The sequence below is a fragment of the Treponema sp. genome, from assembly GCF_045641405.1.
In the GTDB taxonomy this organism is placed as follows: Bacteria; Spirochaetota; Spirochaetia; order Treponematales; family Treponemataceae; genus Treponema_D.
On the sequence record NZ_JAZUGX010000037.1, the window covers coordinates 12,719 to 37,475 of the forward strand.

Sequence of the window (24,757 nt, forward strand, 5' to 3'; positions counted from 1 at the left end):
AAATAATTGACAAGGCTTTCGCCAGATGAGGCGGATTTATATTAGACACGGAAAGCGCGGGTAAGGTTGCAAAAAATACTGTCTAAATATTATAAAATACTGACTTTTGCTTAAATTTTGAGCCGAATTCAGCCGAAATTTCATTGTATATCTATAGGATAGTTTTTATACTCTACAAAAATTGAGTTTTTGTCATTTTTCACCTAAAGGGGGAGAATAAAATGGACTACGCATTACGCTTTGGAGACACATTGCCACGCCTTGTAAAGATGGCGGCAGAAAAATGGCCTGAAGTTTCGGCACAGCTTTCCCATACAAAAGATGGAGGCTACAGGGAAGTCAACTACCATGACATGTTCCAGAACGCAATGGATTTTTCAGGTGCACTCCTTGACCTTGGTGTTCAGCGCGGTGACAGAATCGGACTCATTGCAGACAACCGTGAAGAATGGGAACAGGCTGATGTTGGACTTCTTTCCATCGGTGCCATCGATACTCCACGCGGGTGCGATGCAACAGAAAGCGACCTTTCATACATCCTTTCATTTTCTGAAGTTAAAATCTGCATTACGGAAAACGAAGCACAGATAAAGAAACTCCTCAACATAAAGAAAAATGTTCCTACTCTTGATACTGCAATTGCCTTTGATCCTGTTTCAGACGAAATGAAGGCAAATTGCGAGGCCCAGGGAATCAAGTGCCTTCAGTTTCAGGATCTTCTTAAGGCAGGTCATGAATGGAGAAAGGCTCATCCTGATACGGTTGAACAGGAACTTGAAAAGGGACAGATAGATGATCTTGCAACAATCATCTTTACATCAGGAACAACAGGAACACCAAAGGGAGTAATGCTTACCCACGGAAACATTCTCTGCCAGCTTGATGAAGTTACAGAACGCATTTTCCTTAACCCTGGCGAAAGGGCACTTCTTGTTCTTCCTGTATGGCATGCCTTCCAGCGTGCAGTTGAATACATCGTAATCTGTCAGGGTGCAACCCTCTGTTATACAAAGCCAATCGGTACAATTCTTCTTCAGGATCTTCAGAAACTCAATCCTGTTTTGCTTCCTGCAGTTCCTCGAGTTTGGACAGCAGTTTACGATGGCATCTGGCGCAAGATGAGGAAAGCGGGTGGAATTACACTACTGATGTTCCGTTTCTTTGTAAGCGAAGCAGTCTTGTGGTGTAAGATTGACCGCAAACTCCGTAGAAAGCAGTCTAGATTCGGCAACGATTACCTTGGGTTCTGGTGGCCTGTTCTTGTTTGGCCTTGGCTCCTTTTGTATCCGTTGAGGCTTCTTGGAAAGCTCATCATCTTCAGAAAAATAAAAGCAATGGTCGGAAAGAATTTCCGTGCAGGAATTTCTGGTGGCGGTGCATTCCCTCCAGCCGTAGACAATTTTTACTGGGCAGCAGGAATCAAAATCGTAGAAGGATACGGACTTACAGAAACAGCTCCTATCGTCAGCGTTCGTCCTATTGCGGATCCAATTTTCGGAAATGTAGGTACAACTTTCCGCGGAATTGAAGCCCGTGTTGTTGATGATGACGGAATCATACTTGGCCGCTGTCGCAAGGGAACATTGCAGATCAAGGGTAACTGCGTGATGAAGGGTTACTACAAGAGACCTGACCTTACTGAAAAAGTAATGACTGTTGACGGATGGTTTGACACAGGTGACATTGCAATCCTTTCAGTTAACGGCGAAATAACTCTCCGTGGACGCAAGAAGGATACGATTGTTCTTCAGGGTGGAGAAAATATTGAACCTCTTCCAATCGAAGCAAAGATCAACGAATCGTCTTTCATTGCAACATCGGTTGTATTCGGCGTAAATGACAAGGGCGTTGACCAGAAATATTTGACTGCACTTATTCTTCCTGAACAGGATGCTGTTGAAACCTATGCAAATGAAAACGGAATCAAGTTCAATTCTTTTGAAGAACTCTGCGGAATGGAATCTATCAAAAAGCTTCTTGAAAGTATTGTTTTTGAAGAAGTAAGTGCAAAGAACGGATTCAAGAGCTACGAAAGGATCAACAAGATTGCCTTGATTACAAAGCCGTTTGAAGTTGGCGTTGAACTTTCTGCAAAGCAGGAAATGATGCGCTACCGCGTTGCAGAACTTTATAAAGACAAGCTTGCGATGCTTTACAAAGACTAATCGTACCTTGCTCTTTCGCCGCCGATGAGTTTTGGTCTTGTGTAGGCGGCAGTCACATAGGCTTTCCCGATGTGGCAGTCCTTAAGTCGGAATGGAACCGCAACATCCTTTAAATGCATTCCGATGAGTGTGCTTCCGATGTCGATTCCAGCAGCAGCCTTGATGTGTTCCACAACCACAGGATTTTTTAAACCGTGGTAGGCAGCCGTTGCAAAAGATCCGCCTCCCTTAAGCCAAGGCACAACGCAGACTTCCTCATAGCTGAATTTATCCGCGCATTCTTTTTCAATTACGAGGGCACGGTTTAAATGTTCGCAGCATTGGGCGGCAAGATAAATGCCATTTTTATCGCAGGCTTTCTTTGCGCCGTTAAAAACAGCTTTTCCGATTTCTTCGCTTGAAGCATGACCAATGAGGCCACCGCCGATTTCGCTTGAAGAACAGCCGATTACAAAAATTGACCCCTTCGCTATCGGGTGAGCATCAATGACCTGCTGAACTGCATCAGCAACCTGAGATTCTATAGTGGACAATTCAAGTTCTTTTTCCATTTTTAATTCCTTATTCAATCATAATTAGTTTTAATGTTATTTTGCAATAATTTCCTTCAGCACCTTCATGGTCTTTTCAAACTTTTCAAGGTTGATGTTTGAGTAGTTCAGAAGATACATGTGCTGGAGGTTTTCTTTTGGACAGATGTAGTATTCCGAAAGCATGTTGATGTTTATGCTCTTTTCAAGAAGGGAAGCTTTAAGTTCTTCGTCGGAAATGCTGCAGTTGAGTTTTAAAATCAAATGGAGCCCTGAGTCGCTTTCAATGATTGAACATTCTCTGTCGGAAAGATTTTTTTTGAGGATATTTAAAACCGTAATTCTTTTTCGGCGGTAATAAAGCCTCATGCGGTTGATGTGTTTTTCAAAATATCCTTCGTCTATGAATTTTGAGAGGGTATACTGCTCAAAGGTCGGTACTGGGCAGGAATAGAAATTCAAGGTTCGATAGTAAAGGTTTGCAAGCTGTTCTGGCAAAACCATGTAACTGATACGGATTGTTGATGCAATGGATTTTGAGAAGGTGTTCATGTAGATTACTTTCCCAAAGGCATCGATGCTCTGCAAGGTTGGAATGGGATTTCCGTTCTGGCGGAATTCGCTGTCGTAATCATCTTCAATAATATATCTGTCTTTCTTTTCGTTAGCCCAGCCTAGGATTTCGTAGCGGCGTGAAACTGGCATTGTGATTCCAGTCGGAAAGTGATGGTTAGGGCTTATATGAGCAATATCTGCCTTTGATTTTTTAAGTTCTTCAATGCTGATTCCATTTTCATCAAGGTTTGCAGATACATAATTGACCTTGTTTATTTCGTAGACTTTTCTGATCTTTATGTAGCCTGGATTTTCAATGCAGTAAGTTTTTCTGTCACCCAGCAGTTTGATGAGTATTTCGTAAAGGTTTTCGGTTCCAGCGCCAATGATGATCTGGTTTGGATCTACGCTCATTCCTCGGAAAGACAGAAGATGATTTGCAATTGCTTTTCTCAAGGATTCCGTTCCGTTGCTTGGTGAAATCTGCAGGACCTCCGACTGCATGTCAGACAGGACTTCACGGCTTAATTTTGCCCACACTGAGAAAGGAAAGTTTTTTGCTTCCACGGTGTTGGAAGAAAAATCAAAGTACCAGGATTTTTTTTCGTTGGTCATGATGTTGAGTTCAGGCTTTTGAATTACCTTTGGCACCGCAATTTTCTTTATGTCGCTTACAAAATATCCGCGCTTTACTTCGCTGTATAAATAGCCTTCGCTTATCAACTGGTCATAGGCATTTTCAACCGTAATGGTACTGACACCAAGATTTTGCGCAAGGGTTCTTTTTGAAGGCAGCTTTTCACCTGTTTTGATGGTTCCGTTCAGTATGTCCTGCCGTATTTTCTGGTAGAGTTCCCTGTAAAGTGGTCCTGTAAGATTTGAAAAGTCGTAGGTAAGCATTTTGTCCTGAAATTCTCTGGCATCTAAAATTTATTCAAATTGAACATTTATTTAATATCAGTTTTTTCGCAATATTTCAACATATTTTTTTAAGGGTATGTCAGCATAAAGTGTTGCTATACTGGATGCGGTGGTTGAGCCAGTCGAAACTACCGATTATTTAGTTTAGTGTGCTTGATTTCGACGAGCTCAATCGGCGCAGCAACACAATTTCGGACATAGCCTTTTTTAGAGAGGTGAACAGAATGAAGGATACACAATTCGATTTGAACAAGGGTCTTGCACAGATGCTGAAAGGCGGAGTGATTATGGATGTTACGACACCAGAGCAGGCAAGGATTGCAGAAAAGGCAGGGGCTTGTGCTGTAATGGCTTTGGAAAGGATTCCTGCCGACATCAGGGCTGCAGGCGGAATTTCAAGAATGAGCGATCCAAAAATGATCAGGGGAATTCAAGAAGCAGTTTCAATTCCTGTTATGGCAAAGTGCCGCATTGGACATTTTGTTGAAGCCCAGATTCTTGAAGCAATTGAAATTGATTACATAGATGAGTCTGAAGTTCTTTCTCCAGCAGATGATGTCTACCATATCGTCAAAAAGGATTTCAAGGTTCCTTTTGTTTGTGGTGCAAGAGATCTTGGAGAAGCTTTGCGCAGAATTAACGAGGGTGCTTCCATGATCAGAACGAAAGGTGAACCTGGAACTGGCGACATTGTTCAGGCCGTCAGACACATGAGGAAAATGAATTCCGAAATTGCAAGGATTTCTTCCATGAGGGAGGATGAACTGTTTGAAGCTGCCAAAAATCTTCAGGTGCCTTATGAACTTGTTCTGTATGTACACGAAAATAAAAAACTTCCAGTAGTGAATTTTGCTGCGGGTGGGGTTGCAACTCCAGCTGATGCTGCCTTGATGATGCAGCTTGGTGCAGAAGGGGTTTTTGTAGGCTCAGGAATTTTTAAATCTGGCAATCCTGAAAAGCGTGCTGCAGCAATCGTTAAGGCCGTTACGAATTATAGGGATGCAAAACTTATTGCAGAACTTTCGGAAGATCTGGGTGAAGCAATGGTTGGCATAAATGAAAATGAAATCAAATTGATTATGGAAGAAAGGGGCAGATGATGACGATAGGTGTTCTTGCTGTTCAGGGGGCTTTCATTGAACACGAGAAGATGGTTGAAAAACTAGGCTGTCAGGTTGTTGAGCTTAGAAATAAAAATGACATAAGCAATCTGGACGGCCTCATTCTTCCCGGTGGTGAAAGTACGGTTCAAGGTAAACTGATAAAGGAACTTGGAATGTTTGACCAGCTGAAAGAATTGATTGAAGGCGGGCTTCCAGTTCTTGGTACCTGCGCAGGTTTGATTCTTTTGAGCCGCAACATAAGCAATGATGAAGCAAGACATTTTCAGACACTTCCCGTGACTGTTGAACGGAATGCTTACGGAAGACAACTGGGAAGCTTTAGGACTACGTCGGCTTTTGGTTTTCTTTGTGATGTCGAGATGACTTTCATCAGGGCTCCTGTAATCACTGCAATTGGAGAGGATGTGAAGGTTCTTTCAAGAGTGGATGAAAAAATTGTTGCCGTTGAATACAAAAATCAAATGGGCATTTCCTTCCATCCAGAACTGGGAGAAGATACAAGAGTCCTAGAATACTTTTTGCAGAAGTGCAGGAACTTTTCTAAAGGTCAATGATCAGCGCACCAGATTTAGTGTCCGTTGGCATTGGTCTTCTTGGTGCAGGTACTTTTATCAATTCTCCGCTGAAAAGTTTCTGGTTTGTAACGGCAAGAAGAAGTCCTTTTGAAGAACATGCATAGTAACCTGTTCTGTGACCTGGAAGTCTAATCGGATCACTTGCGATTCTCATGGTGATGAAGGATGGGTTTTCTTCTTTCTGTTCTCCACGTTCTACGGCAACAAAGGAAAGAACTGCCCTTTCCTTTGCAAGGTCGGCTTTTTCTGAAATGCGTTTTAGGTCTGCAGGGGCATTGTCTGCGGCGAATGCAAAGTTGCACCACTTGCCGCCTTTCTTTCCGTCCATTGGACAGGTTTCCGAGTGGCAGCATGGAGCAACCGGAATGAAATTCTTTCTGATGAAGGCATCGCGCATGAGGCTTACAAGTCTTGCAGACCTTGGGTCGCCAGGTTCTATCGAAAGAATTCTTGCCTTTGTATTTTTTGCATCAACAAAAGAAATCAAACGGTCAGTATATTTTTTTGCAAGGAAGTCAGGAGGCATGTCTGCGTCGTCGTGAAGCTCGTTGAGCATGTTGGCGCAGGTTACCAAATCTGCCTTGTCCTTTACTGATGAATCGAGGGTTCCCTTTACGCGGATGATTTTCCATGAAGTAGTTTCAAGGCGTGCTGCAACGGAAAGGAAAATGTCTTCGCCAAAAGAAAGTGCCTGCTGCGAAATGTCAAGGCAGTAGAAAGTAACATTCTTTTTCCTGAGTTCCGGTCTGGCAAGGAGAAGTGCAATTGGAACTGTCAAAGGACCGCTTCCGATATCAACGAAAGTACATTCTTCCTTAAAATCAAAAAAAGATTTGTCCAGGTTTGAAAAAAGTTTTACAAGGCGAACAAGGTTCCACCAGAGGAAATAATGAACATATGCGCTCAAGGCGGTTGTTTCGTTCATGTATCCCATGCGGCGTTCTCCGCGCTGGTCCGTAAGGTTATGGCTTAGGGCTGCTATCTGCTGAGGTAAAAGTGCACGCTGCTTTGAATTCAAAGGATGTGTGGAAGACACTATGTCGTCGAATTTTTCTATGATTGAAGCCGCATCTTTTGGAATTCCAGTCGGGTCAAAAAGGGATGAAATCCTTTCAGCAGTAAAGTTTTTCTTCTGCTGTTTCTGGATTCTTTCTATCTTTTCTTTTTTCTGTTTCTGCTGTTTTTCGGAATTGTTCTTTTCTTCAATCTTTCTGCGCTGTTTTTCATCGGCATCTATTTTTTTCTGTTCCGCAGTGATTTTCTGCTTGATGTGGATTCCCTGCTTTTTTTCATACCACTTCAATTCAATTTTTTCTGCCATTACTGTTTCCTTAATGATTGCAATGTAAAATACAGTTCGCTTAGATCTGCACGGATTTCACGGATTGCCATTACGGCATCAGGATTTTTCTGAACGTTCTGGGCATCCTGGATAATCTGGTTGCGTGCACCTTCAATGGTGAATTTTCTGGTGTAGATGAGATATTTCAATCGCAGGATTATCTCAAGATCTTTGTGGGAATAGACTCTTCTGCCGGACATTTCTTTTTTAGGCGTAATGCTTGGAATCACTTCTTCCCAATAACGGAGAATGTGAGATTTTACGCCAGAGATTTTTTCAATCTGTCCGATAGAATACTGAGCCACTATTTGTCCTGCTGGTTGCGTTCTTCTTCGCGCTTTTCCCACTTCTGGCGGCTAGCCTTCATTTCAATCTGAACCGGAATCTGGTCAAATCCAAGGTCTTCGCGGATTCTGTTTTTAAGATATGAAACATAGGTAAGCGGAACATTGTCAGGGCGTGTAGCAAAAATCAAGAAGTTTACAGGGTTCACGCTTGTCTGAGTAATGTAGCGGATCTTAAAGTGGATAGCCTTTGTTGCTGGAGGCGGATAGTTTGCAAGCCAGTCCCTGAGTGCCATATTGATTGCGGCTGTGTCCACCTTGCGTGTAAGCTGGCTGTAGATTTCAAGGGCAGTGTTCATCAGGTTCTTAAGGCCGTCATGATTTTTTGCGCTCATGGTTACGATTGGAGCCCAGTTCATCTGTCCGAACATTGTCTGGATCCAGTCCTTTGTTTCGCGGATTGCCTTGTTGCTCTGGTCTTCAAGAAGATCCCATTTGTTCAGAATGAAGATTACGCCACGGCCACGTTCAAAAGCAAGGGCTGTAATTTTCTTGTCCTGTTCGGCAAGGCCTTCCTTTGCATCGATCATGATGAAGGCAATGTCGCATTCGTCCAGGGTCTTGATGGCACGGTTAACAGAATAGTATTCAACATTTTCTGTAACCTTCTTCTTGCGCCTGATTCCAGCTGTATCAAGAATCTGGATGTCGCGACCATTGTATCGGAAACTTCCTTCAACAACATCACGGGTAGTTCCTGCATAGTCAGAAACAATTGAAGCTTCCGTATGAGTAAGGGCATTGCTCAATGTTGATTTTCCAACATTTGGTTTTCCGAGGATTGCAATGCGGATTGGACGGTCTTCATCCTCACCTTCAGTTACATTGCTAAAGTCCAGACCTTCAACCATTTTTTTCTGAAGTGCTGAAAGTCCGTCACCGTGGCTTGCAGAAATCAATGAGATTTCCTTGAAACCAAATTGCATGTAGTTGTAAGCAAGGTGCTCGTTTCTACCACCTTCAGTTTTGTTTACGGCCGCAATAAGCTTTTCAGAATACGGACGTAGGCGCTGGATGAGTTCTTCATCTTCACCGGTGATTTCAGTTGCATCAAGGAGAAGGAGAATTCTGTCTGCCCTGTCGATCATCTCAATTGTCTTTTCAACTACAAGGTCATCCATCTCACTTTCACGGCTCTTTAAGTCACGGGTAAGTTTGTATCCACCTGTATCCATAAGGTGAACTGGTTTCCCGTCAAGGAAGCAGGTTCCTTCAACAGGGTCACGGGTAACGCCTGGAGTAGGATCAGTAATTGCGCGCTTTGTATGTGTAAGTGCATTGAAGAGAGTTGATTTACCGACATTTGGACGACCTGCAATTACGATGAGAGGCAGGTTGTTGTATACCTTGTCTGGATAGAATTTGTCTGTGTGAGATTTTCTCTGGCTTCTGATTTCGTCATCAGTCTTAGCTTTTTTTTCTGTTTTTTCTTCCTGAGGCTGCTCTACGGTTTCTTCTGCTTCTACAACAGCCTGTACCGGCTTTGGTTTTGAAAAATCCGGTTTTGCTTTCTTCTGTTTTTTCATTTTATTCCTTTTGTCTTTGCCTGTCTTTTACTGAACTGAACGGTTTGAAAGGTTTTCAAGTTCAGAAATCGAGAAGTGAGAAAGTGTTTCCTTTATGACAGGGATGTGGGATGGAGCCATGCTGAGGCTTCTGATTCCCATGCCCGTAAGGATGATGGCACTTTCCTTGTTTCCTGCCATTTCTCCACACACTGAAAGTGGAAGGCTGAATTTATTTGCGTTGAAAATCGTGCTCTTTATCATTCTTAAAACCGCAAGGCTGAACTCGTTGTAAAGAGGATTGACGGCCTTGTTTTCTCGGTCGATTCCAAGAATATACTGAGTAAGGTCGTTGGTTCCAAGTGAAAAGAATTTTGCGTGAGGTGCAAGAACATCTGCACAGATTGCGGCGGCTGCCGTCTCGATCATGATGCCGATTGGAACATCAGGGTTGAATGGAATTCCGTCTTCTTCAAGGGATGAACGAATTCCCCTTGCGATTCCGAGAGCAGTCTCAACCTGACTTACATCGGTGATGAGAGGGAGAAGGATGCGGAGATTGCCGTATACGCTTGCACGGTAAAGTGCCCTAAGCTGCGTTCTGAAAACAGCAGGGCAATAAAGAGACATGCGGATTGCACGAAGTCCCATGAGAGGATTCTTTTCCTGAACGTTTGGGAATTCCGCAGAGTCAACAAGCTTGTCTCCACCTACATCCAGAGTTCTGATGGTGACAGGTTTATCGCCCATTGTCTCAAGGACCTGCTTATATGCCTGGAACTGGGCTTCTTCGCTCATTGAATTTGAATAGGCACCTGTTTCCTTGCTTGTCTTTTGGGCGGCATCCATAAAGAGGAATTCAGTTCTGAAAAGGCCGATTCCATCCGCACCGTTTTCAAGGGCAGTCCTTGCCTCATCTGGAGTACCGATGTTTGCATAGAGCTTTATTTCAGTTCCGTCTTCAGTTTTACATGGGACATCCTTGTATTTTTTAAGCTGTTCCCTGTATTTTTCTTCTGCAAGGATTTTTGTATTTGTGCTTGTGATTGTAGCAATGTCAGGCTGAACTATTACTTCGCCTATGTTTCCGTCAACGATTACTGTGTCACCCTGACTTGCAATGTGGGCTGCGTTGTCGATGGCAACTACAACCGGGATTCCATAGCTTTTTGCAAGGATTGCAACATGGCAGGCGCTGCTTCCTTCCGTAAGGGCAAGACCTGCAATTTTTCTTTTGCTCAGGATTATGGTGTCGCTTGTCTTCATTGTTCTTCCGATGATGACCGAATCATCCGGAATTTGTTCAATGTCAAAGCTGTGATAGTCAAGAAGAACATCGATTACGCGGTTAAAGACATCTTCAATATCCTGCGCACGTTCAGCAAGATATTCGTTACCGCTGTTGCGAAGCATGTCTGCATAATCGGCTACCTTAAGGTTGATGGAAAATTCTATGTTGAAAAGTTCCTTGTCCATGTAGGCCTTGAGTTCAGTAATGAACACGGGGTCCTGGATCATCATAAGGTAGGTTTCGAGTACATCGTGCTGGTCCTTACTGATTTTTTCATCCTGGATATGGGAATTAAGTTCGTTCTGAACATCCTTGCAGGCATTAGTAAATCGCTTCCATTCAGGTTCAACTTCTTCTTGAGAAATCTTGCGTTTTGGGATGATTCGTTCCTGCTCTTCAGGAAGAATAAAAGCTTTTCCGATTCCAATACCAGGCGCTGCTGGTGAACCAAGTACAACGTTCATTCTAACATAATAGTAGGAATTGAGAAAAAATACAAATGGGGTAGATAAAGAAGATTTTCAGAAGTATCTTTGTTGCCATATCAAAATCATCACGCTGAGTTGAAAGTGCTCCGAAAGCATTCTGTGGCGAAGTAATTCCTGGTGAACCTAAAGTTACTGTTTTCATCATCAGCTCCCAATTATTACATTGTACCATAAGATACTTTTTTATAAACTAAACTTATAGTGCTTTCATCAAGTTTTGGCCATTGTTGGCATTACAAAAGAAAAAAAAACACATACAGGAGATCAAAATAAATATTTTATGAAAGTTAAAAATATTTCCATCATCATTGCTATAGATCTTTTGTTTTCTGGTTGCGTAAAAAAAGCAGAGGTGAAATTATTACCACAACCGGAAAGCGAAACCGTGATAAAATCTCCGCTTATTGGGCTTAGTGCAAGAGCCTGTGACAATGCATCCCTTTACATGGAACCAAACTTTGGAAGCGGAAATGTTCTTGATGATAACGGTGAAAAATTCCAGCTTGAATATGGTAAAGAGCTTTTGATTCTTGATTTCGTTACTGAGGATATTGATTTAAGCACCAAAGGTTATGAAATCAGGCCATTTGCTTTTGTGGAGGTAAAAGATTCCGGTCTGAAAAGCTGGATTCCACTGGAATTCATTGCTTTTGACCTTAAAGTCTGCGATATTGTTTTTGATGATATTAAACCCGTCTGGAATTATGTAAAGGATTTCAACTTGTATATTCCTGGGAAATTGACTCTGGATGATATAAATTACCTAAATTCATTTTCCGAGCGTCTGATAAAAAGAGCCGTGGCAGAAAACAATCCCGGGCTAAACTATATGGCATACCGGTTTCTTTTAAGGCAGTACAGAATCATTCTTGAAAATGAAACACTAGATACAATTAGAATAAATCCGCTGGAAATAATTCCCCATCTTTATAAGAAAGATTTTACAGATTTTGAAAAATATCATAATGGCAGGGAAGTTGAATGGGAAACAAACGTTCTGATAACTTCACTTGGTGTAGACTTTACTCTTGATGATGGAAAGACTCCTCTTATGGAAGCTGTTGTCAATGAAAATACCGATGCAATTGATTATCTTCTTAAACAGCATGCAGATAAGAATAGGACAGATGCTAAGGGTAAATCAGCATTGCAGATGGCGGATGAATCAAAAAATTCCAGCGTAAAAAAACACATGATGAATTCCTTTGAGCTGAAGGAATATGAGGCTTTGATAAAAGAGATTTCAAAATCCGATTCAGAAAATTATGATGGAGATTTGGATTCAGGTAAAATCATTTACATCCAGAATAATATTCCGCTGAAAATGGACACAAGCATATGGCTTAACAGAGTAATAAAAAACTGTGAGCTTGTAACTGTAACGGGCGAAATGGTTTCGCTGTCTCCGTCTGAATCTATTGCAATTCTTGAGATGTTCGATGATCAATATAAAAAAACAATTGATGACACTTCCTACAATTACTATCTTGTTGAAAGCTTAAATTCAGAATCAAACAGCACAGGCATACTTTCCGGAGACTGCATTTCAAATAATGCCATCACCATCACTAAAGGTGCCGCAAATACAGAAAGTTTTTTCAATGTAATTATAAAGCGCAAACAGAATGAAATGACGGATTACTATGAATTCTACGATCTTAAAACCGGAAACAAGAAGAGGTTCATTGACTCCACCGGTGAACATACTCTTTTTGAAAATCCAGGCAATTACATCAGCTATGATAAACTCGGGCTTGTTGACGGCAAAGAACTTGGTGTTTTCAGTTATCAATTCATGTATGACTATGATGATTCTTACATGCAGGGGAATCATGTTTATCTTATTGATGGTGACAACTTTTACGAAAGTTTTTCTTTTGTAAACAACAGTGGAATACTTCAGTGTAAAAATGGTAAGGACATGTCTATGCTTTACTATATCTTCGATGATTATAATGCATACGGCGAACTTGTTGAGTGTACGTCAATTTATGTCCGTGATAAGGGGTCTTATCATTATTCTTTGTCGGAATAGACTTTTCTGGCTTAATCGTCAACACTCTTGGTTTTCTTAATGCCACTTGTGACATGGGGGACAGACCCCATGTTTTTAAATGCATGCAGGCAAAAAAAATCTGCTTCCATATTTTTTTATGAAAGCGGATTTTTTTACCTTATTTCTTTTCAATTTCCAATGTTGATGATTCTGTTGGTCATTCATATTTTATTGACGTACAGTTCCTTTTGGGGTTATTATTTTACTCGGAAAGAATCGACTCGGTTTTGTTCGAGTAAAAATAGAGGTTCAGGTTATGGAAGAAGATTCATTTTTAGGAAGAAAAGAACAGGTCAAATCTATCGAAAAGTTTTTAAGTTCAGATAGAAATAAAGCGGCTTTAGTCTATGGCCGGCGCCGTGTGGGTAAAACTGAATTGATCAAGCACTGCCTAAAAGGAAACGGCAAAACTTCAATCTATTATGAATGCAAGGAAACCTCAGAATCTAATAACGTTGGGTCATTTTCAGAAATCATAGCAGAAACTTTTGGACTTCCTCCGTTGGCTTTGGGTTCCTTTGAATCGACACTTTCGTTTCTTTATAGGCAAGCTGAACAAAAGGAATTGATTGTAGTAATTGACGAATATCCATATATCAGGAAAGTGGTTGATGGACTTGATAGCATAATTCAGTCTCTAATTGACAACAACAAGTCAAAATCAAAATTAAAGCTGATACTTTGCGGTTCCTATGTAGAAACAATGAAGTCTTTGCTTTCCGAAGAAAATCCCCTTTATGGTCGCTTTGATCTGATCATGAATCTTAAGGCTATGGATTATTATGATTCGTCTTTGTTCTATAAAGATTTTAGTGATGCGGATAAAGTTCGGCTGTATTCAGTTTTTGGCGGAATTCCTTACTATAACAGGCTTATTGATTCATCAAAATCTGTACGCGAAAATATAATTGATTTGATTGCAAGTCCTGACAGTCGATTTGAAAATGAAGTTCAGATGTACCTTAAATCGGAAATTTCTAAAATGCAGAATGCCTATGAAGTTTTTGAGACTCTTGCAAAAGGTGTTGTGAGGTTTAAGGATATTCTGTCACAGTCGCAGGTTTCAAGTTCGCCAACTTTGGCTGATGTTCTTGATAAGCTTATTAAAATGGATGTTGTTGTAAAAGAGTCTCCGATTAATGATGAAAACAATAAGAAAAAAGCCGGATATTATGTTTCTGATCAGTTGACCTTGTTTTATTTCAAATACATTTACAGAAATCTTTCCCGTCTTGCAGTAATGGATTCTGATGCTTTTTATGACAAGTTCATTGAGAAGGATTTTGAAGAACATTACGTGCCAAAGGCATTTGAACAGATTTGCAGGCAGTTTCTGATTCGTAAAAATCGTTCCGGGGAACTGGAAGATTCTTTTGAAAGGATAGGAAAATATTGGTACGATGATCCAGTGAATCACAAAAACGGTGAGTTCGATATTGTTACAGAAAATGAGGGTTCATACATTTTTTACGAAGCTAAATTCAAAGATGAAAAACTGGATAAAAATCTAATTTGGAATGAAATACAGCAGGTGAACAATACAGGGCTGATTTGTTCCAAGTATGGATTCTTTTCTAAATCAGGATATAAAAAAATTGATGAAAAATATAAAAAGCAGCTGATTCTTTATAAGATTGGGGATTTGTTCTAAGAAATCGAGGTCGTGAAATTGTTTACGACCTCGGTATGTAAATTGTGATTATGTTTTATCAATCGTCCATTAAAATAACGACGTTAAAATCAGAAATACACCAACTACTAAGGCAATCCAGCTTAAAAGAAACCTCCAATGAATTAATTCCATTGTTCAGTGTACACTGAACAAATCTAAAATCATTGAAGGTTTTGTTGACCTAGGTCCTTGTTTTTAATTGCTTGCTTTATTTTTTCAACAATGCGGCAAATTGGGATTCGCTTTCGCGGACCCGACAAGAATTGCTTTCGCAATTCTTGCAGCATGATTTTGCTTTCTTTATTTCTTTAACAAAGCGGCAAATGGGTTGTATGAATAGCCATCGTCGCTGCCGTAGTTCTGGCGTTCCCTTGGCTTGCGGTCGGCTGGCTTTGTACCTGCTGCACCACTTGCTCCAGTTCCCTTCTTTACTACGACAATGCGCTTTTTGCCTGTTGAAGTTCCGCTTGAAGTTGAAGAACCCTTTTCACCTGTAAGGCGGCTTGCGGCATCGCTCTTGAGTGAAAGGCTGATTCTCTTGCGGTCCATGTCCAGGTCAATGATTGTGAATTCCTTTACGTCACCGACCTTGATTACATCCATTGGGTTTGAAACGAAGCTGTCGCTGAGCTCTGAAACGTGGATGAGTCCTGTCTCGTGGAGACCGATGTCTACGAAGGCACCAAAGTCAACGACGTTCTTGATCTTTCCCGTTACCTTCATGCCTGTCTTAAGGTCCTCAAAGTTTACGACACCCTTCTGCATGATAGGAGCAGGGTAGCCGTCACGAGGGTCGCGGTTTGGTTTTGCAAGCTCTTCCGCAATGTCGGCAACTGTTGTTTCACCAACACCGTATTTTTCTGCAAGCTGTTTCTTGAGTTCCGCAGTGATCTTTTCGTTCTTCTGGACAAGAGGAAGGATTTCCTTTGCAACAGGATAGTTTTCAGGGTGAACCCAGGTGTTGTCCAGTGGTTCTTCGCTTTCTGCTATCTTAAGGAATCCTGCACACTGTTCGAATGCCTTTGGTCCAAGTCCTGGAACCTTGCGCAGGTCTTCGCGGCTTGTGATCTTTCCGTTTGAATCGCGGTAAGCAACGATTTTCTTTGCAAGGGAACTGTTGATTCCTGAAACGTACTTGAGGAGGTAAGCTGATGCCGTGTTGAGGTTAACGCCGACATTGTTTACAACGGATTCAACAACTTCATCGAGCTTGTCTGAAAGCTTCTTCTGGTTTACGTCGTGCTGGTAAAGTCCAACACCAATGGCCTTTGGATCAATCTTAACGAGCTCTGCAAGAGGGTCCTGAAGGCGGCGGCCCATGGAAATGGCACCGCGGATCGTAAGGTCAAGCTCAGGGAATTCTTCACGGGCAACGTCAGATGCGGAATAAACCGAAGCACCTGATTCATCTACGACTGTGAATACGACGTCGCTGTCCTTGTAGTTTTCGCTGATAACCTTTGTAACGATTGCCTGAACTTCCTGACTTCCTGTTCCGTTACCTACTGCGACAACCTGGATGTCGTACTTATCTATGGCGTTGTTGATCTGGTTGTAGCTGTCCTGTGGGTCCGTTACCTGGAAGAACTTGAAGTAACCAAGGTATTTTCCTGTTTCGTCGAGGGCTGCACACTTTGTTCCTGTACGGATACCAGGGTCGATGCCGAGAACGCGGCTTCCCTTGATTGGCTGTGTCATGAGGAGGTTCTTCAGGTTTTCGCTGAAGATACCGATTCCGTGTTCGTCTGCTTCGTCAAATTCGTCGCTGCGGATTTCGCGGATAACGGCTGGGCTCAAAGAACGAACGATTCCGTCTTCAATTGCTTCTCCCATGGCCTTGTTGTTGAGCTTGAATTTTTTCTGTATGAGCTTGATTGCTGCGTCTACATCAACATCGATTGTAACTTCGAGTGCGCCTTCCTTTTCTGCACGGTTGATGGCAAGGATTCTGTGTGGCTTTACCTGGTTGAGTGGTTCAGAATAATCCCAATACATCTTGTATGTAGATTCACGCTCTGCCTTTTCTGGATCAACACCTTCTGGAACGATTCCCTTTGTAACCATTGTTCCTGTAGACATGTAAAGATCATGGAGAGCCTCGCGGTTCTTGCTGTCCTGTGAAATGCGTTCCGCAACGATGTCCTTTGCTCCGTCGATTGCATCTTCTGCAGATTCAACGTTGAGTGAAGCATCCTCGTTGTCGGTCTTTACGAATTCTGCCGCCTTTGCAAGGAGTGCTGCGTCATCAAGTTCGTACATTGCATCGGCAAGGGCTTCAAGTCCCTTTTCAATGGCGATCATGCCACGAGTCTTCTTCTTTTTCTTGAATGGAGCATAGAGGTCTTCAAGCTCTGCAAGGGTTTTTGCCGACATGAAGGCGTTGTATAAAGTTTCTGTAAGCTTGCCCTGTTCAAAAACCTTTCGGACATCTGCAAGGCGGGTTTCTTCCAGTGCCTTGTAAGAATTGAAAAGATGGTCGCTTTCACGAACCTGAAGTTCATCAAGAGAACCGTGCTTTTCCTTGCGGTAACGGGCGATGAAAGGAATGGTACAGCCTTCCTGGACCAGGCTGATTACTGCGCTAACCTGTGGAACACGGATATTGAGTTCCTCAGCAACCTTTTTCATGATTTCAACTTCATTGATCTGAAGTGCGTCAATTGTTTCTTTTGTAAATTCCATAGGTCAAATATTTTATGTAAAAAACAGTGCCTCGTAAAGAATGCAAAGGTCTTGACAAAGGAAAAAAAGACACTGCCTGTGATTTGTGGTATATTACAGGAATGAAGATAAAACGGTTGTTTTCTATATATATAATTCTTATTCTTTCATCCCTCGTTTTTGCAAGACCAAAGGTGGCGCTTGTTTTGAGTGGAGGCGGAGCAAAAGGACTTGCGGAGATTCCCCTTCTTGAGGCCCTTGAAAGGGAAGGAATCAAGCCTGACATGATTCTTGGTACCAGCATGGGTGCTCTCATCGGTTCCCTATATGCCGCTGGTTATTCTGCAAAAGAAATAAGGGAAATCCTTCTTTCGATGGACTATCTTAAGGTTCTTGGCGAACGGCCGGTTTCCCTTGAACGTGTTCCTCCAGAAGCATTTTCATCACGAAGCAATTCTGATACGGCGCTTTCATTTTCAATCAACAATAAGAGGATAGGTTCAGCACCTGGACTTATCGGAGACCAGAACATCGTCATGGAACTGAGCAACCATCTTAGCCGTGTTCTTAATGTAGATGATTTTGATAAGCTTTCGATACCTTTCCGATGTATTGCGACCAACGTTTCCACAGGAGAGCAGATTGTACTAAAAAGCGGATCGCTGGTGGATGCTGTCCGTGCAAGCATTTCTCTTCCTGGAATTTTTACTCCTGCTCCCTTGGGTAATGGAGTCTTTGCCATGGACGGTGGCTTGAGGAACAATCTTCCTGTTCAGCTTGCCAGGGAAATGGGAGCCGACATTGTCATTGCCATGGATGTTGCAAGCATTCTTGATACGGATCCCAACACACTTTCCGACTTTGTGACCGTAACGGAACAGATCATCAACCTCATAATTTCTTCAAATGCTGTTGAGCAGTATCATCTTGCAACTCTGGTTCTAAAACCAGATCTGAAAAAATATGGAACCGTTGATTTTTTTCATCCCTTGGAAATAGTTGCCGCAGGTGAAAAATGTGTTGAAGAAAACAAGGAAAAGCTCCACGAGATTGCGGTCAATCTTTCAAAGCAGGGATATCCAATTAGTGTTCCTGATTATGATAGGGTAAGCGATTACGACAGGTTGCCTGACCTTAGGATCAGAAAGGTAATCATAAAGGATGTGTCTTTTTCTCAGGATGGACCTTTACCTAGATTGAGGGATTTTGAACAATTTGAAGGCAAGATTCTTGATTGGGAAACAAAAGATAAGCTTACCATGGAACTTAAGGAAAAGAAGAACCAGTATCATCTTTCCAATTTTTCGTACAGTGTTGAAAAAGTTGAAGGAACAGATGAATACGACCTTATCCTCAAGGCAAACCATTATGATCAGGAGCTGAGTAAGATTTTCCTTAGCGGAACACCTTCAGTTTCCATAACGAATCTTCCAGCCCAGAAATATGTGACGGTCAACCCTGCTTCCACCGTGGGTATAAATCTTGTTGATCCTGTGGATGCAATGGTACGAGTTACGACAGGAAACATCGTTCATGCCGATGCGACTTTCTATCCAAAGGTTGCCTCAATAAATGGATTCAAGGTAAGCGGTGAAATCGGCGGAGATTTTAAATATGGAAGTCTTGAGCCAAAGAACTATTTCTTTTTCAATGACAGGCTTGTTGATTCTGACCGTGGTGTCATTGGAAACCTAGGCCTCAGGTTCAAGTATACGGACATGATTACCTTAAGGCTTGGTGTGGCAAATGAAGCCGACATGGTGATCTCTCAGGACCATTGGTTCCGAAGCACCTATGGATACAATGAGATCATATACACAACCCTTCACAATAATTTCATGAAGCTCAGGGGCATTCAGGTTGAATCGGCGGTTTATTACGGTAAAAGCAACAGCGAGAATCCAGAGTTTGACATGAACTATTCTTTGCGGTTTGCCTACGAACAGCGCTTTGAACTCAAAAAAGACAATACATCGATTGGGTTTGGACTTTCCTTTTGCAGGAATCGTTTTCCTTATGAACTCAATATCGGCTACAACGACTACGGTGGAATCGAAGGAATGTGCGGATATCCACTCGGGATGCTGAAAAGGGATTTCCAGATAGCGGAGGTTTCCTATAGACAGAGGATTTTTTCATTCATAGGAATGCCGTTCTATCTGATATTACAGGGCAAGGTTGGAGTATCCGATAGCTATGATCCTTTCTACGATACTGCCGCTCCTGACAATAAATTCCTTGCTGGCGGAAAGCCTGAAGCGGGTGTCGGTTCCTATGCGGCCTTTTCAACTCCCATAGGAGACCTTGTCCTCGGCTACAGCATCAACACCAGCAGGAAATGGGTGGTTACTTTAGGACTGAAGTAAAGAAATTTATGATTTCATCCCAGACCTGATCCTGAAAGAACCTTATGTCGGCGTGGTCTGCATCCTTTATGGTAATCAAGGTTACATCGCAGCCCTTTGCTTCAAGGGCATCATGCAGCTCGTTTCCCTGGGCATGAGGAACAGTATGGTCGTCGCTTCCGTGGATGATCAGAAAAGGAGGGGCTTTCTTTGTGATGTAGTCCACTGGGTTTGCTTCCTTTACAGCCTTAGGATTTTTCTTTGGGTCACATCCAAGGAGAAGATTTTCTGGGGCTGCCATTCCATATTCCTCGGGTGGAAGAGGAAATGAATTGAAGTTTGCAGGTGGGTACCATGGACAAGCCGCCTGGACTGTACTGGACTGATTCAGGTTATCTCCCACATCAAATTTCTTTGCCGTTGTCAGAGCTGCAAGTGAAGAAAGATGTCCGCCTGCTGATTCTCCCATGACTCCAAACTTTTTTGGATTGATTCTATAACGTTCAGCATTTGCCTTAAGGTAACGGATGGCTGCCTTTACATCCTGAATCTGCGATGGAAAGAAAGCTTCGTTGCTTGTTCTGTATTCTACGCTTGCAACGACAAAACCTGAAAGGGCAAGTTTGGAAAGGTATGCAAGGTGTGCAGATTTGTTGATTGTAAGCCAGGCTCCTCCGCAAATCCAGACTATGCATGGATAGCGTTTCTTGGTGTGGTCTTCAGGATAGATGAGGTCAAGCTTCAGATCCTTCTTGCAGTGGCCGTACCATTGGTCAACCTGGGCATATGAAATGTCCGTCATGGTTACAAACTGTGCGCGTTCAGCTTTAATTTCAATTGTCTTTTTCATGGCATTCTCCTTTAGGAAGCAAAGGTCTATAATGTAGATATGATAAACTTACTTTCAAGAATTTTCATTAAAAATCGAAAGGATTACATGAATCCGATAGTACGCCAGCAGTATGGAATCCTATGTTCCGCCTTTGGGATATTTCTGAATCTGCTTCTTTTTGCGGCAAAACTTACAGGTGCGCTCATTACCAATTCCGTTGCAATTCTTGCCGATGCCTTCAACAACCTGAGTGATGCGGCATCTTCCCTTGTGTCGGTGATCGGCTTCAAATTGTCGGGAAAAAAACCTGATGCAGACCATCCTTTTGGACATGGAAGACTTGAATACATTTCGGGGCTCATCGTTTCCTTTCTGATTCTTTTTATGGGAATTGAACTTGTAAAGTCCTCTGTTGTTTCGATAATTCACCCTGAACGCGTTGACGGCGGAATATTTTCCATCTGCATAATGGGTGCTGCAATCCTAGTAAAGCTTTACATGTACCTCTATAACCATAGCGTTGCAAAGAAAATAAAATCGCCAGCAATGGAGGCTGTCGCAAAGGACAGTTTTGGCGACATGATTTCCACAAGCGTTGTAATTCTTTCTGTTGTTGCAGGACATTTTACAAGTCTGCCTGTTGACGGCATTGGAGGACTTGTCGTTGCTATCTTTATTTTCAAAGGTGGAATTGAATCATGCAAGGATACAATCAATCCTCTTCTTGGACTTCCGCCAGAAAAGGAATTCGTGGATGAGATTGAAAAGGAAGCCTTGAAGTTCAATCCGATTGTGGGAATCCATGATCTTTTAATCCATGACTACGGTCCTGGAAGGATGATGATTTCACTCCATGCAGAAGTTCCAGGAGACCAGAATATTTTTGACCTTCATGAAGTCATCGACTGCGCGGAATTTGCTTTGTCTAAGAAATTCAACTGCAGTGTGGTCATGCACATGGACCCGATCGACACGAACAACAAAAGGCTTGAGGTTCTTAAGAGTATTGCTCTGGAAGAGGCCCATAAGATTGACAGACGGTTTACTATCCATGATGTCAGGATGGTGCCTGGTGAAAAACATACCAACCTTATCTTTGATATAGTTCGTCCCCATGACTGCAGGCTGAATGAAAATGAATTAAAGGAAAAGCTTTTTGCCGCAATCAACAGTCGTGAAAATGACGTCTTCAGTGTAATTACTGTGGATTCTCCCTTCGTTTTGTAGGATTGCTGAGGATGACATCGCTGACAAACTGCTCAAGCTTTTTGTCGTGTGTCATCAATTGCATTCTGCGGAAATGTCTTTTACAATTTCATTATGGATAATTTTATTTATGACACACCGACTAAGGTGTACTTTGGGAAAAAAGAAGAAGAGAATGTAGGAAAATATGTTGCAGCATTGGGCGCAAAAAAAGTTCTTGTTCACTATGGAAGTGGCTCTGCAAAAAAAAGCGGACTTCTTGATAAGGTAACAGCAGCCCTTGATGCGGAAAAAATTGCCTGGGTTGAGCTTGGAGGAGTAAAGGCAAATCCAGAGCTTCCTCTCGTGCGTCAGGGAATTGAACTTTGCAAAAAGGAAGGAGTTGATTTTGTCCTTGCAGTCGGCGGAGGTTCCGTATTGGATTCTTCAAAAGCCATCGCAAACGGTGTTGCAAATCCTGATGTTGATGTATGGGATTTCAACCTTGGAAAGGCACAGCCAAAGGCCACATTGAAGAAAGGATGTGTCCTTACCCTTTCTGCTGCTGGAAGCGAAATGTCCAATTCCTGCGTAATAACAAATCCAGAGGACGGTGACAAGCGCGGATATGGAAGCCCTTTTAACAGGATGAACTTTGCCATTGAAAATCCTGAGCTTACATATTCAGTCAATGCTTATCAAACGGCATGTGGAACTGTAGACATTGCAATGCACACGATAGAACGCTACTTCTGTCCTGGATCCGATACACAGCTTACGGATTCCATTGCGGAAGCTGTAATAAAGACCATCAACAGTGCAGGTGTTGAATGCATCAAGAATCCTGAAAACTACGAGGCCCGTGCCAACATGATGTGGGCATCATCCCTTGCCCATAACGGGCTTACCCAGTGCGGAAGATTTTTCCAGCTTACGGTTCATCAGTTTGAGCACGAGGTTAGCGGAATGTATCCGGAAGTAGCACATGGTGCAGGGCTTGCCGCCTTGTGGTGCAGCTGGGCACGATATGTCTACAAGGATTCCCTGGATCGTTTCCTTCAGTATGCAAAAAATGTGTGGAATGTGGACATTGATTTTGAACACAAGGAAGAAACTGTCTTGAAGGCGATAAAGATGCAGGAGGATTTCTACAGATCCATCGGTATGCCAGTGAGCCTTAGGGAACTGGGGGTAAAAAAAGAAGACCTGGAGCCATTGGCGTTTAAGTGCAGCCGAGGCAAGACAAGAACACTTGCAGGTTACAAGCCGCTGGCCTATGACGATATGATTGAAATTTTTAATATGGCTTACTGATAAGGCCAGATATAAAAAGGGCTTGTCCTTCAGTAGTTTTTAATATTCTTTCTTGTTTTTTGTTTTTTTTTAATTAAATTTAACATAAATAGTAAATTTATTAGAGAGAAAATCAAGTTCTCAAGGGATAATAAAAAAGTTGAACTACAGGAGGACAAATGAAAATTTCAAAGTTTCTGGCATTAACAGCCTGTGCCTTATTCACATTTGGTACAACTTTTACTGTTTTGTCTTGTGCAGATGGCTCATCTTCCAACGACAACAATGAAAATCAGAATGGAAGTGTTCCAACAAAAGTAAGTGTATTCACAGGAACAAAGGATTTAGGCTGGAGCGGTACATCTCAGTTAAAAATAGAAGCTTCTGCTTTCTCAAGAGCTACATCTTCTACAGAAATTCAGTTTACTTACAAATCAAATTCTGAAACTGAGAGCTACTATAACTGTAAGTTCATGAGCGGAGCATCTGAGCTTTATGCAGGAAGGGAGACAAATTGTTCAATTGATAGAACTTCAACATCTGCTGATGCCTTGTATGCTGTTAAGATTACTAACAAACCATCTTCAACGGCACAGACTTTCAGTTACATTCCATCAGAATCAGAATGGGCAGCCATAAAGACAAATGGATTTACTCTCATTGGTTTTGGAATGTGCATTACTTCTGTAGACATTTATGTTGAAGAAGAACAGAACAATCATCCACCGGCAGCAGGCGACCTCCCAACTACATCACTTGCAATGGCAAAAGCAATGGTCATAGGCTGGAACTTGGGAAATACTTTGGATGCTCATGATTCAACTGCTGTAAAAACAAATAAAGGTCTTAGTACAGAAACATCATGGGGGATGCCTGCAACAACAAAAGCGATGATTGATGCTGTTGCTTCAAAAGGCTTTAAAACAATTCGCATTCCAGTTTCCTGGCACAATCACATTACAGCTGATAACGGAAACTATCCGATTGATTCAAATTGGATGTCTCGTGTAAAACAAATCGTTGACTGGGCGATTTCAAATAATATGTATGTTATTTTGAACGTTCATCACGATGATTTGACTCGTTCCGAAATGAATTCAATGTACGGCTATTGTGTAGATAAAGATTCGGAATTGCAGACAAAATCAAAAACTTATCTTACAAAAGTGTGGTCACAAATCGCAACAACTTTTGCACAATACGATAATCGCCTTGTATTTGAAGTTTTAAACGAACCACGTTACAGAGACGGTGTAAACAACGGTTTTGAAGCTCCAAGTGACCTTTCTGATTACAATGCAATTATCAAAGCTTACGAAGAAACTTGTATTTCAACAATTCGTAGTGTAAACGGAAACGAAAATCGCTTTTTGATGGTTCCAGCTTATGCCGCAAGTCCTTGGAATATTGCAGGCTGGACAATTCCAACAGATAGTGCAACAAGCAGGCTTCTCGTTTCAACCCACGCTTACGATCCATACAATTTTGCAATGGGCGATGTTGATACTTTTGATGATTCAGTCGCAAATGAACTGACATATCTTTTTAAACAGATAAAGACAAATTTCATTGATGAAGGTTACGGTGTTGTAATGGGCGAGGCGAGTGCTTCAGACAAAAACAACACAGACGACCGCAAAAAATGGATTACAGATTACTTCACAAAAGCAAAAACCGCAGGTATTCCAGTAATTCTTTGGGACAATATGGTTGTTTATCCGAACAGCAATAATAAAGCAGAACGTCACGGTTGGTTCAACAGAAATGATTGTACCTGGTATTATGAAGAATTGACCGACACCATGATTAATCTTACAAAATAAAGTTTTTATTTGCTGAATAAAACGAAAAGCCCCAAAAACACAGTTCATGT

The 24,757-nt window shown here is 42.0% G+C and carries 17 protein-coding genes; 9 read left to right on the top strand and 8 right to left on the bottom strand.

Features of this window, described 5'->3' with window-relative positions:
• The first annotated feature begins 221 nt into the window (after positions 1–221).
• Positions 222–2,165, top strand: a complete 1,944-nt coding sequence (locus ACKI39_RS05405; protein WP_407398402.1) for an AMP-dependent synthetase/ligase — start codon at positions 222–224, stop codon at positions 2,163–2,165.
• Here the strand turns inward: ACKI39_RS05405 and ACKI39_RS05410 are convergent.
• A complete protein-coding gene (locus tag ACKI39_RS05410; RefSeq protein WP_407398404.1) occupies positions 2,162–2,716 on the bottom strand; it encodes a TIGR01440 family protein in 555 nt (184 codons plus the stop codon). The genes ACKI39_RS05405 and ACKI39_RS05410 overlap by 4 nt on opposite strands.
• 36 nt (positions 2,717–2,752) lie before the next feature.
• Positions 2,753–4,150, bottom strand: a complete 1,398-nt coding sequence (gene pdxR / locus ACKI39_RS05415) for a MocR-like pyridoxine biosynthesis transcription factor PdxR (protein ID WP_407398406.1) — start codon at positions 4,148–4,150, stop codon at positions 2,753–2,755.
• A gap of 245 nt (positions 4,151–4,395) precedes the next feature.
• On the opposite strand from pdxR, the gene pdxS reads away from it, so the two are divergent.
• Together pdxS and pdxT are read left to right on the top strand one after the other, a co-directional pair.
• Positions 4,396–5,271 carry a pyridoxal 5'-phosphate synthase lyase subunit PdxS gene (gene pdxS, locus ACKI39_RS05420; RefSeq protein ID WP_407398408.1) on the top strand — a complete coding sequence of 292 codons (876 nt, stop codon included), beginning with the start codon at positions 4,396–4,398 and terminating at the stop codon, positions 5,269–5,271.
• A complete protein-coding gene (pdxT, locus tag ACKI39_RS05425) occupies positions 5,268–5,849 on the top strand; it encodes a pyridoxal 5'-phosphate synthase glutaminase subunit PdxT (RefSeq protein WP_407398410.1) in 582 nt (193 codons plus the stop codon). Before pdxS ends, pdxT begins: the two co-directional genes overlap by 4 nt.
• On the opposite strand, the gene ACKI39_RS05430 is transcribed toward pdxT, so the two are convergent.
• The 4 genes from ACKI39_RS05430 to ptsP are packed head-to-tail and all read right to left on the bottom strand — an operon-like array spanning position 5,836 to position 10,816.
• Positions 5,836–7,191, bottom strand: a complete 1,356-nt coding sequence (locus ACKI39_RS05430; RefSeq protein WP_407398412.1) for a small ribosomal subunit Rsm22 family protein — start codon at positions 7,189–7,191, stop codon at positions 5,836–5,838. The genes pdxT and ACKI39_RS05430 overlap by 14 nt on opposite strands.
• Positions 7,191–7,517 carry a MerR family transcriptional regulator gene (locus tag ACKI39_RS05435; protein ID WP_407398414.1) on the bottom strand — a complete coding sequence of 109 codons (327 nt, stop codon included), beginning with the start codon at positions 7,515–7,517 and terminating at the stop codon, positions 7,191–7,193. The genes ACKI39_RS05430 and ACKI39_RS05435 overlap by 1 nt, the downstream gene beginning before the upstream one ends.
• Positions 7,517–9,082, bottom strand: a complete 1,566-nt coding sequence (gene der, locus ACKI39_RS05440) for a ribosome biogenesis GTPase Der (RefSeq protein WP_407398416.1) — start codon at positions 9,080–9,082, stop codon at positions 7,517–7,519. The genes ACKI39_RS05435 and der overlap by 1 nt, the downstream gene beginning before the upstream one ends.
• 27 nt (positions 9,083–9,109) lie before the next feature.
• Entirely contained in the window at positions 9,110–10,816 is a 1,707-nt protein-coding gene (ptsP, locus tag ACKI39_RS05445) for a phosphoenolpyruvate--protein phosphotransferase (RefSeq protein ID WP_407398418.1), read from the bottom strand.
• Positions 10,817–11,120: 304 nt separating this feature from the next.
• On the opposite strand from ptsP, the gene ACKI39_RS05450 reads away from it, so the two are divergent.
• Positions 11,121–12,875 (top strand): ankyrin repeat domain-containing protein, encoded by a 1,755-nt coding sequence (locus ACKI39_RS05450; RefSeq protein ID WP_407398420.1) that lies wholly within the window; start codon positions 11,121–11,123, stop codon positions 12,873–12,875.
• Positions 12,876–13,152: 277 nt separating this feature from the next.
• Positions 13,153–14,547, top strand: a complete 1,395-nt coding sequence (locus ACKI39_RS05455; RefSeq protein WP_407398422.1) for an ATP-binding protein — start codon at positions 13,153–13,155, stop codon at positions 14,545–14,547.
• A 321-nt stretch (positions 14,548–14,868) separates the two neighbouring features.
• Here ACKI39_RS05455 and ACKI39_RS05460 read toward each other — a convergent pair whose 3' ends face one another.
• On the bottom strand, positions 14,869–17,250 hold the full coding sequence (locus ACKI39_RS05460) for a helix-hairpin-helix domain-containing protein (RefSeq protein ID WP_407398424.1): 2,382 nt from the start codon (positions 17,248–17,250) through the stop codon (positions 14,869–14,871).
• A 101-nt stretch (positions 17,251–17,351) separates the two neighbouring features.
• On the opposite strand from ACKI39_RS05460, the gene ACKI39_RS05465 reads away from it, so the two are divergent.
• Positions 17,352–19,595 carry a patatin-like phospholipase family protein gene (locus ACKI39_RS05465; RefSeq protein WP_407398426.1) on the top strand — a complete coding sequence of 748 codons (2,244 nt, stop codon included), beginning with the start codon at positions 17,352–17,354 and terminating at the stop codon, positions 19,593–19,595.
• On the opposite strand, the gene ACKI39_RS05470 is transcribed toward ACKI39_RS05465, so the two are convergent.
• Entirely contained in the window at positions 19,576–20,424 is an 849-nt protein-coding gene (locus ACKI39_RS05470) for an alpha/beta hydrolase fold domain-containing protein (protein ID WP_407398428.1), read from the bottom strand. The genes ACKI39_RS05465 and ACKI39_RS05470 overlap by 20 nt on opposite strands.
• A 39-nt stretch (positions 20,425–20,463) precedes the next feature.
• Between ACKI39_RS05470 and ACKI39_RS05475 the strand changes: the two genes are divergently transcribed.
• From ACKI39_RS05475 to ACKI39_RS05485, 3 genes are all read left to right on the top strand, one after another.
• Positions 20,464–21,633: a cation diffusion facilitator family transporter gene (locus ACKI39_RS05475; protein ID WP_407398430.1), complete on the top strand. Its 1,170-nt coding sequence runs from the start codon at positions 20,464–20,466 to the stop codon at positions 21,631–21,633.
• 93 nt (positions 21,634–21,726) lie between these two features.
• Complete coding sequence (locus ACKI39_RS05480; protein WP_407398432.1) at positions 21,727–22,905, top strand: iron-containing alcohol dehydrogenase; 1,179 nt, start codon at positions 21,727–21,729, stop codon at positions 22,903–22,905.
• A gap of 158 nt (positions 22,906–23,063) precedes the next feature.
• Entirely contained in the window at positions 23,064–24,707 is a 1,644-nt protein-coding gene (locus ACKI39_RS05485; RefSeq protein ID WP_407398434.1) for a glycoside hydrolase family 5 protein, read from the top strand.
• Positions 24,708–24,757: the final 50 nt, after the last annotated feature.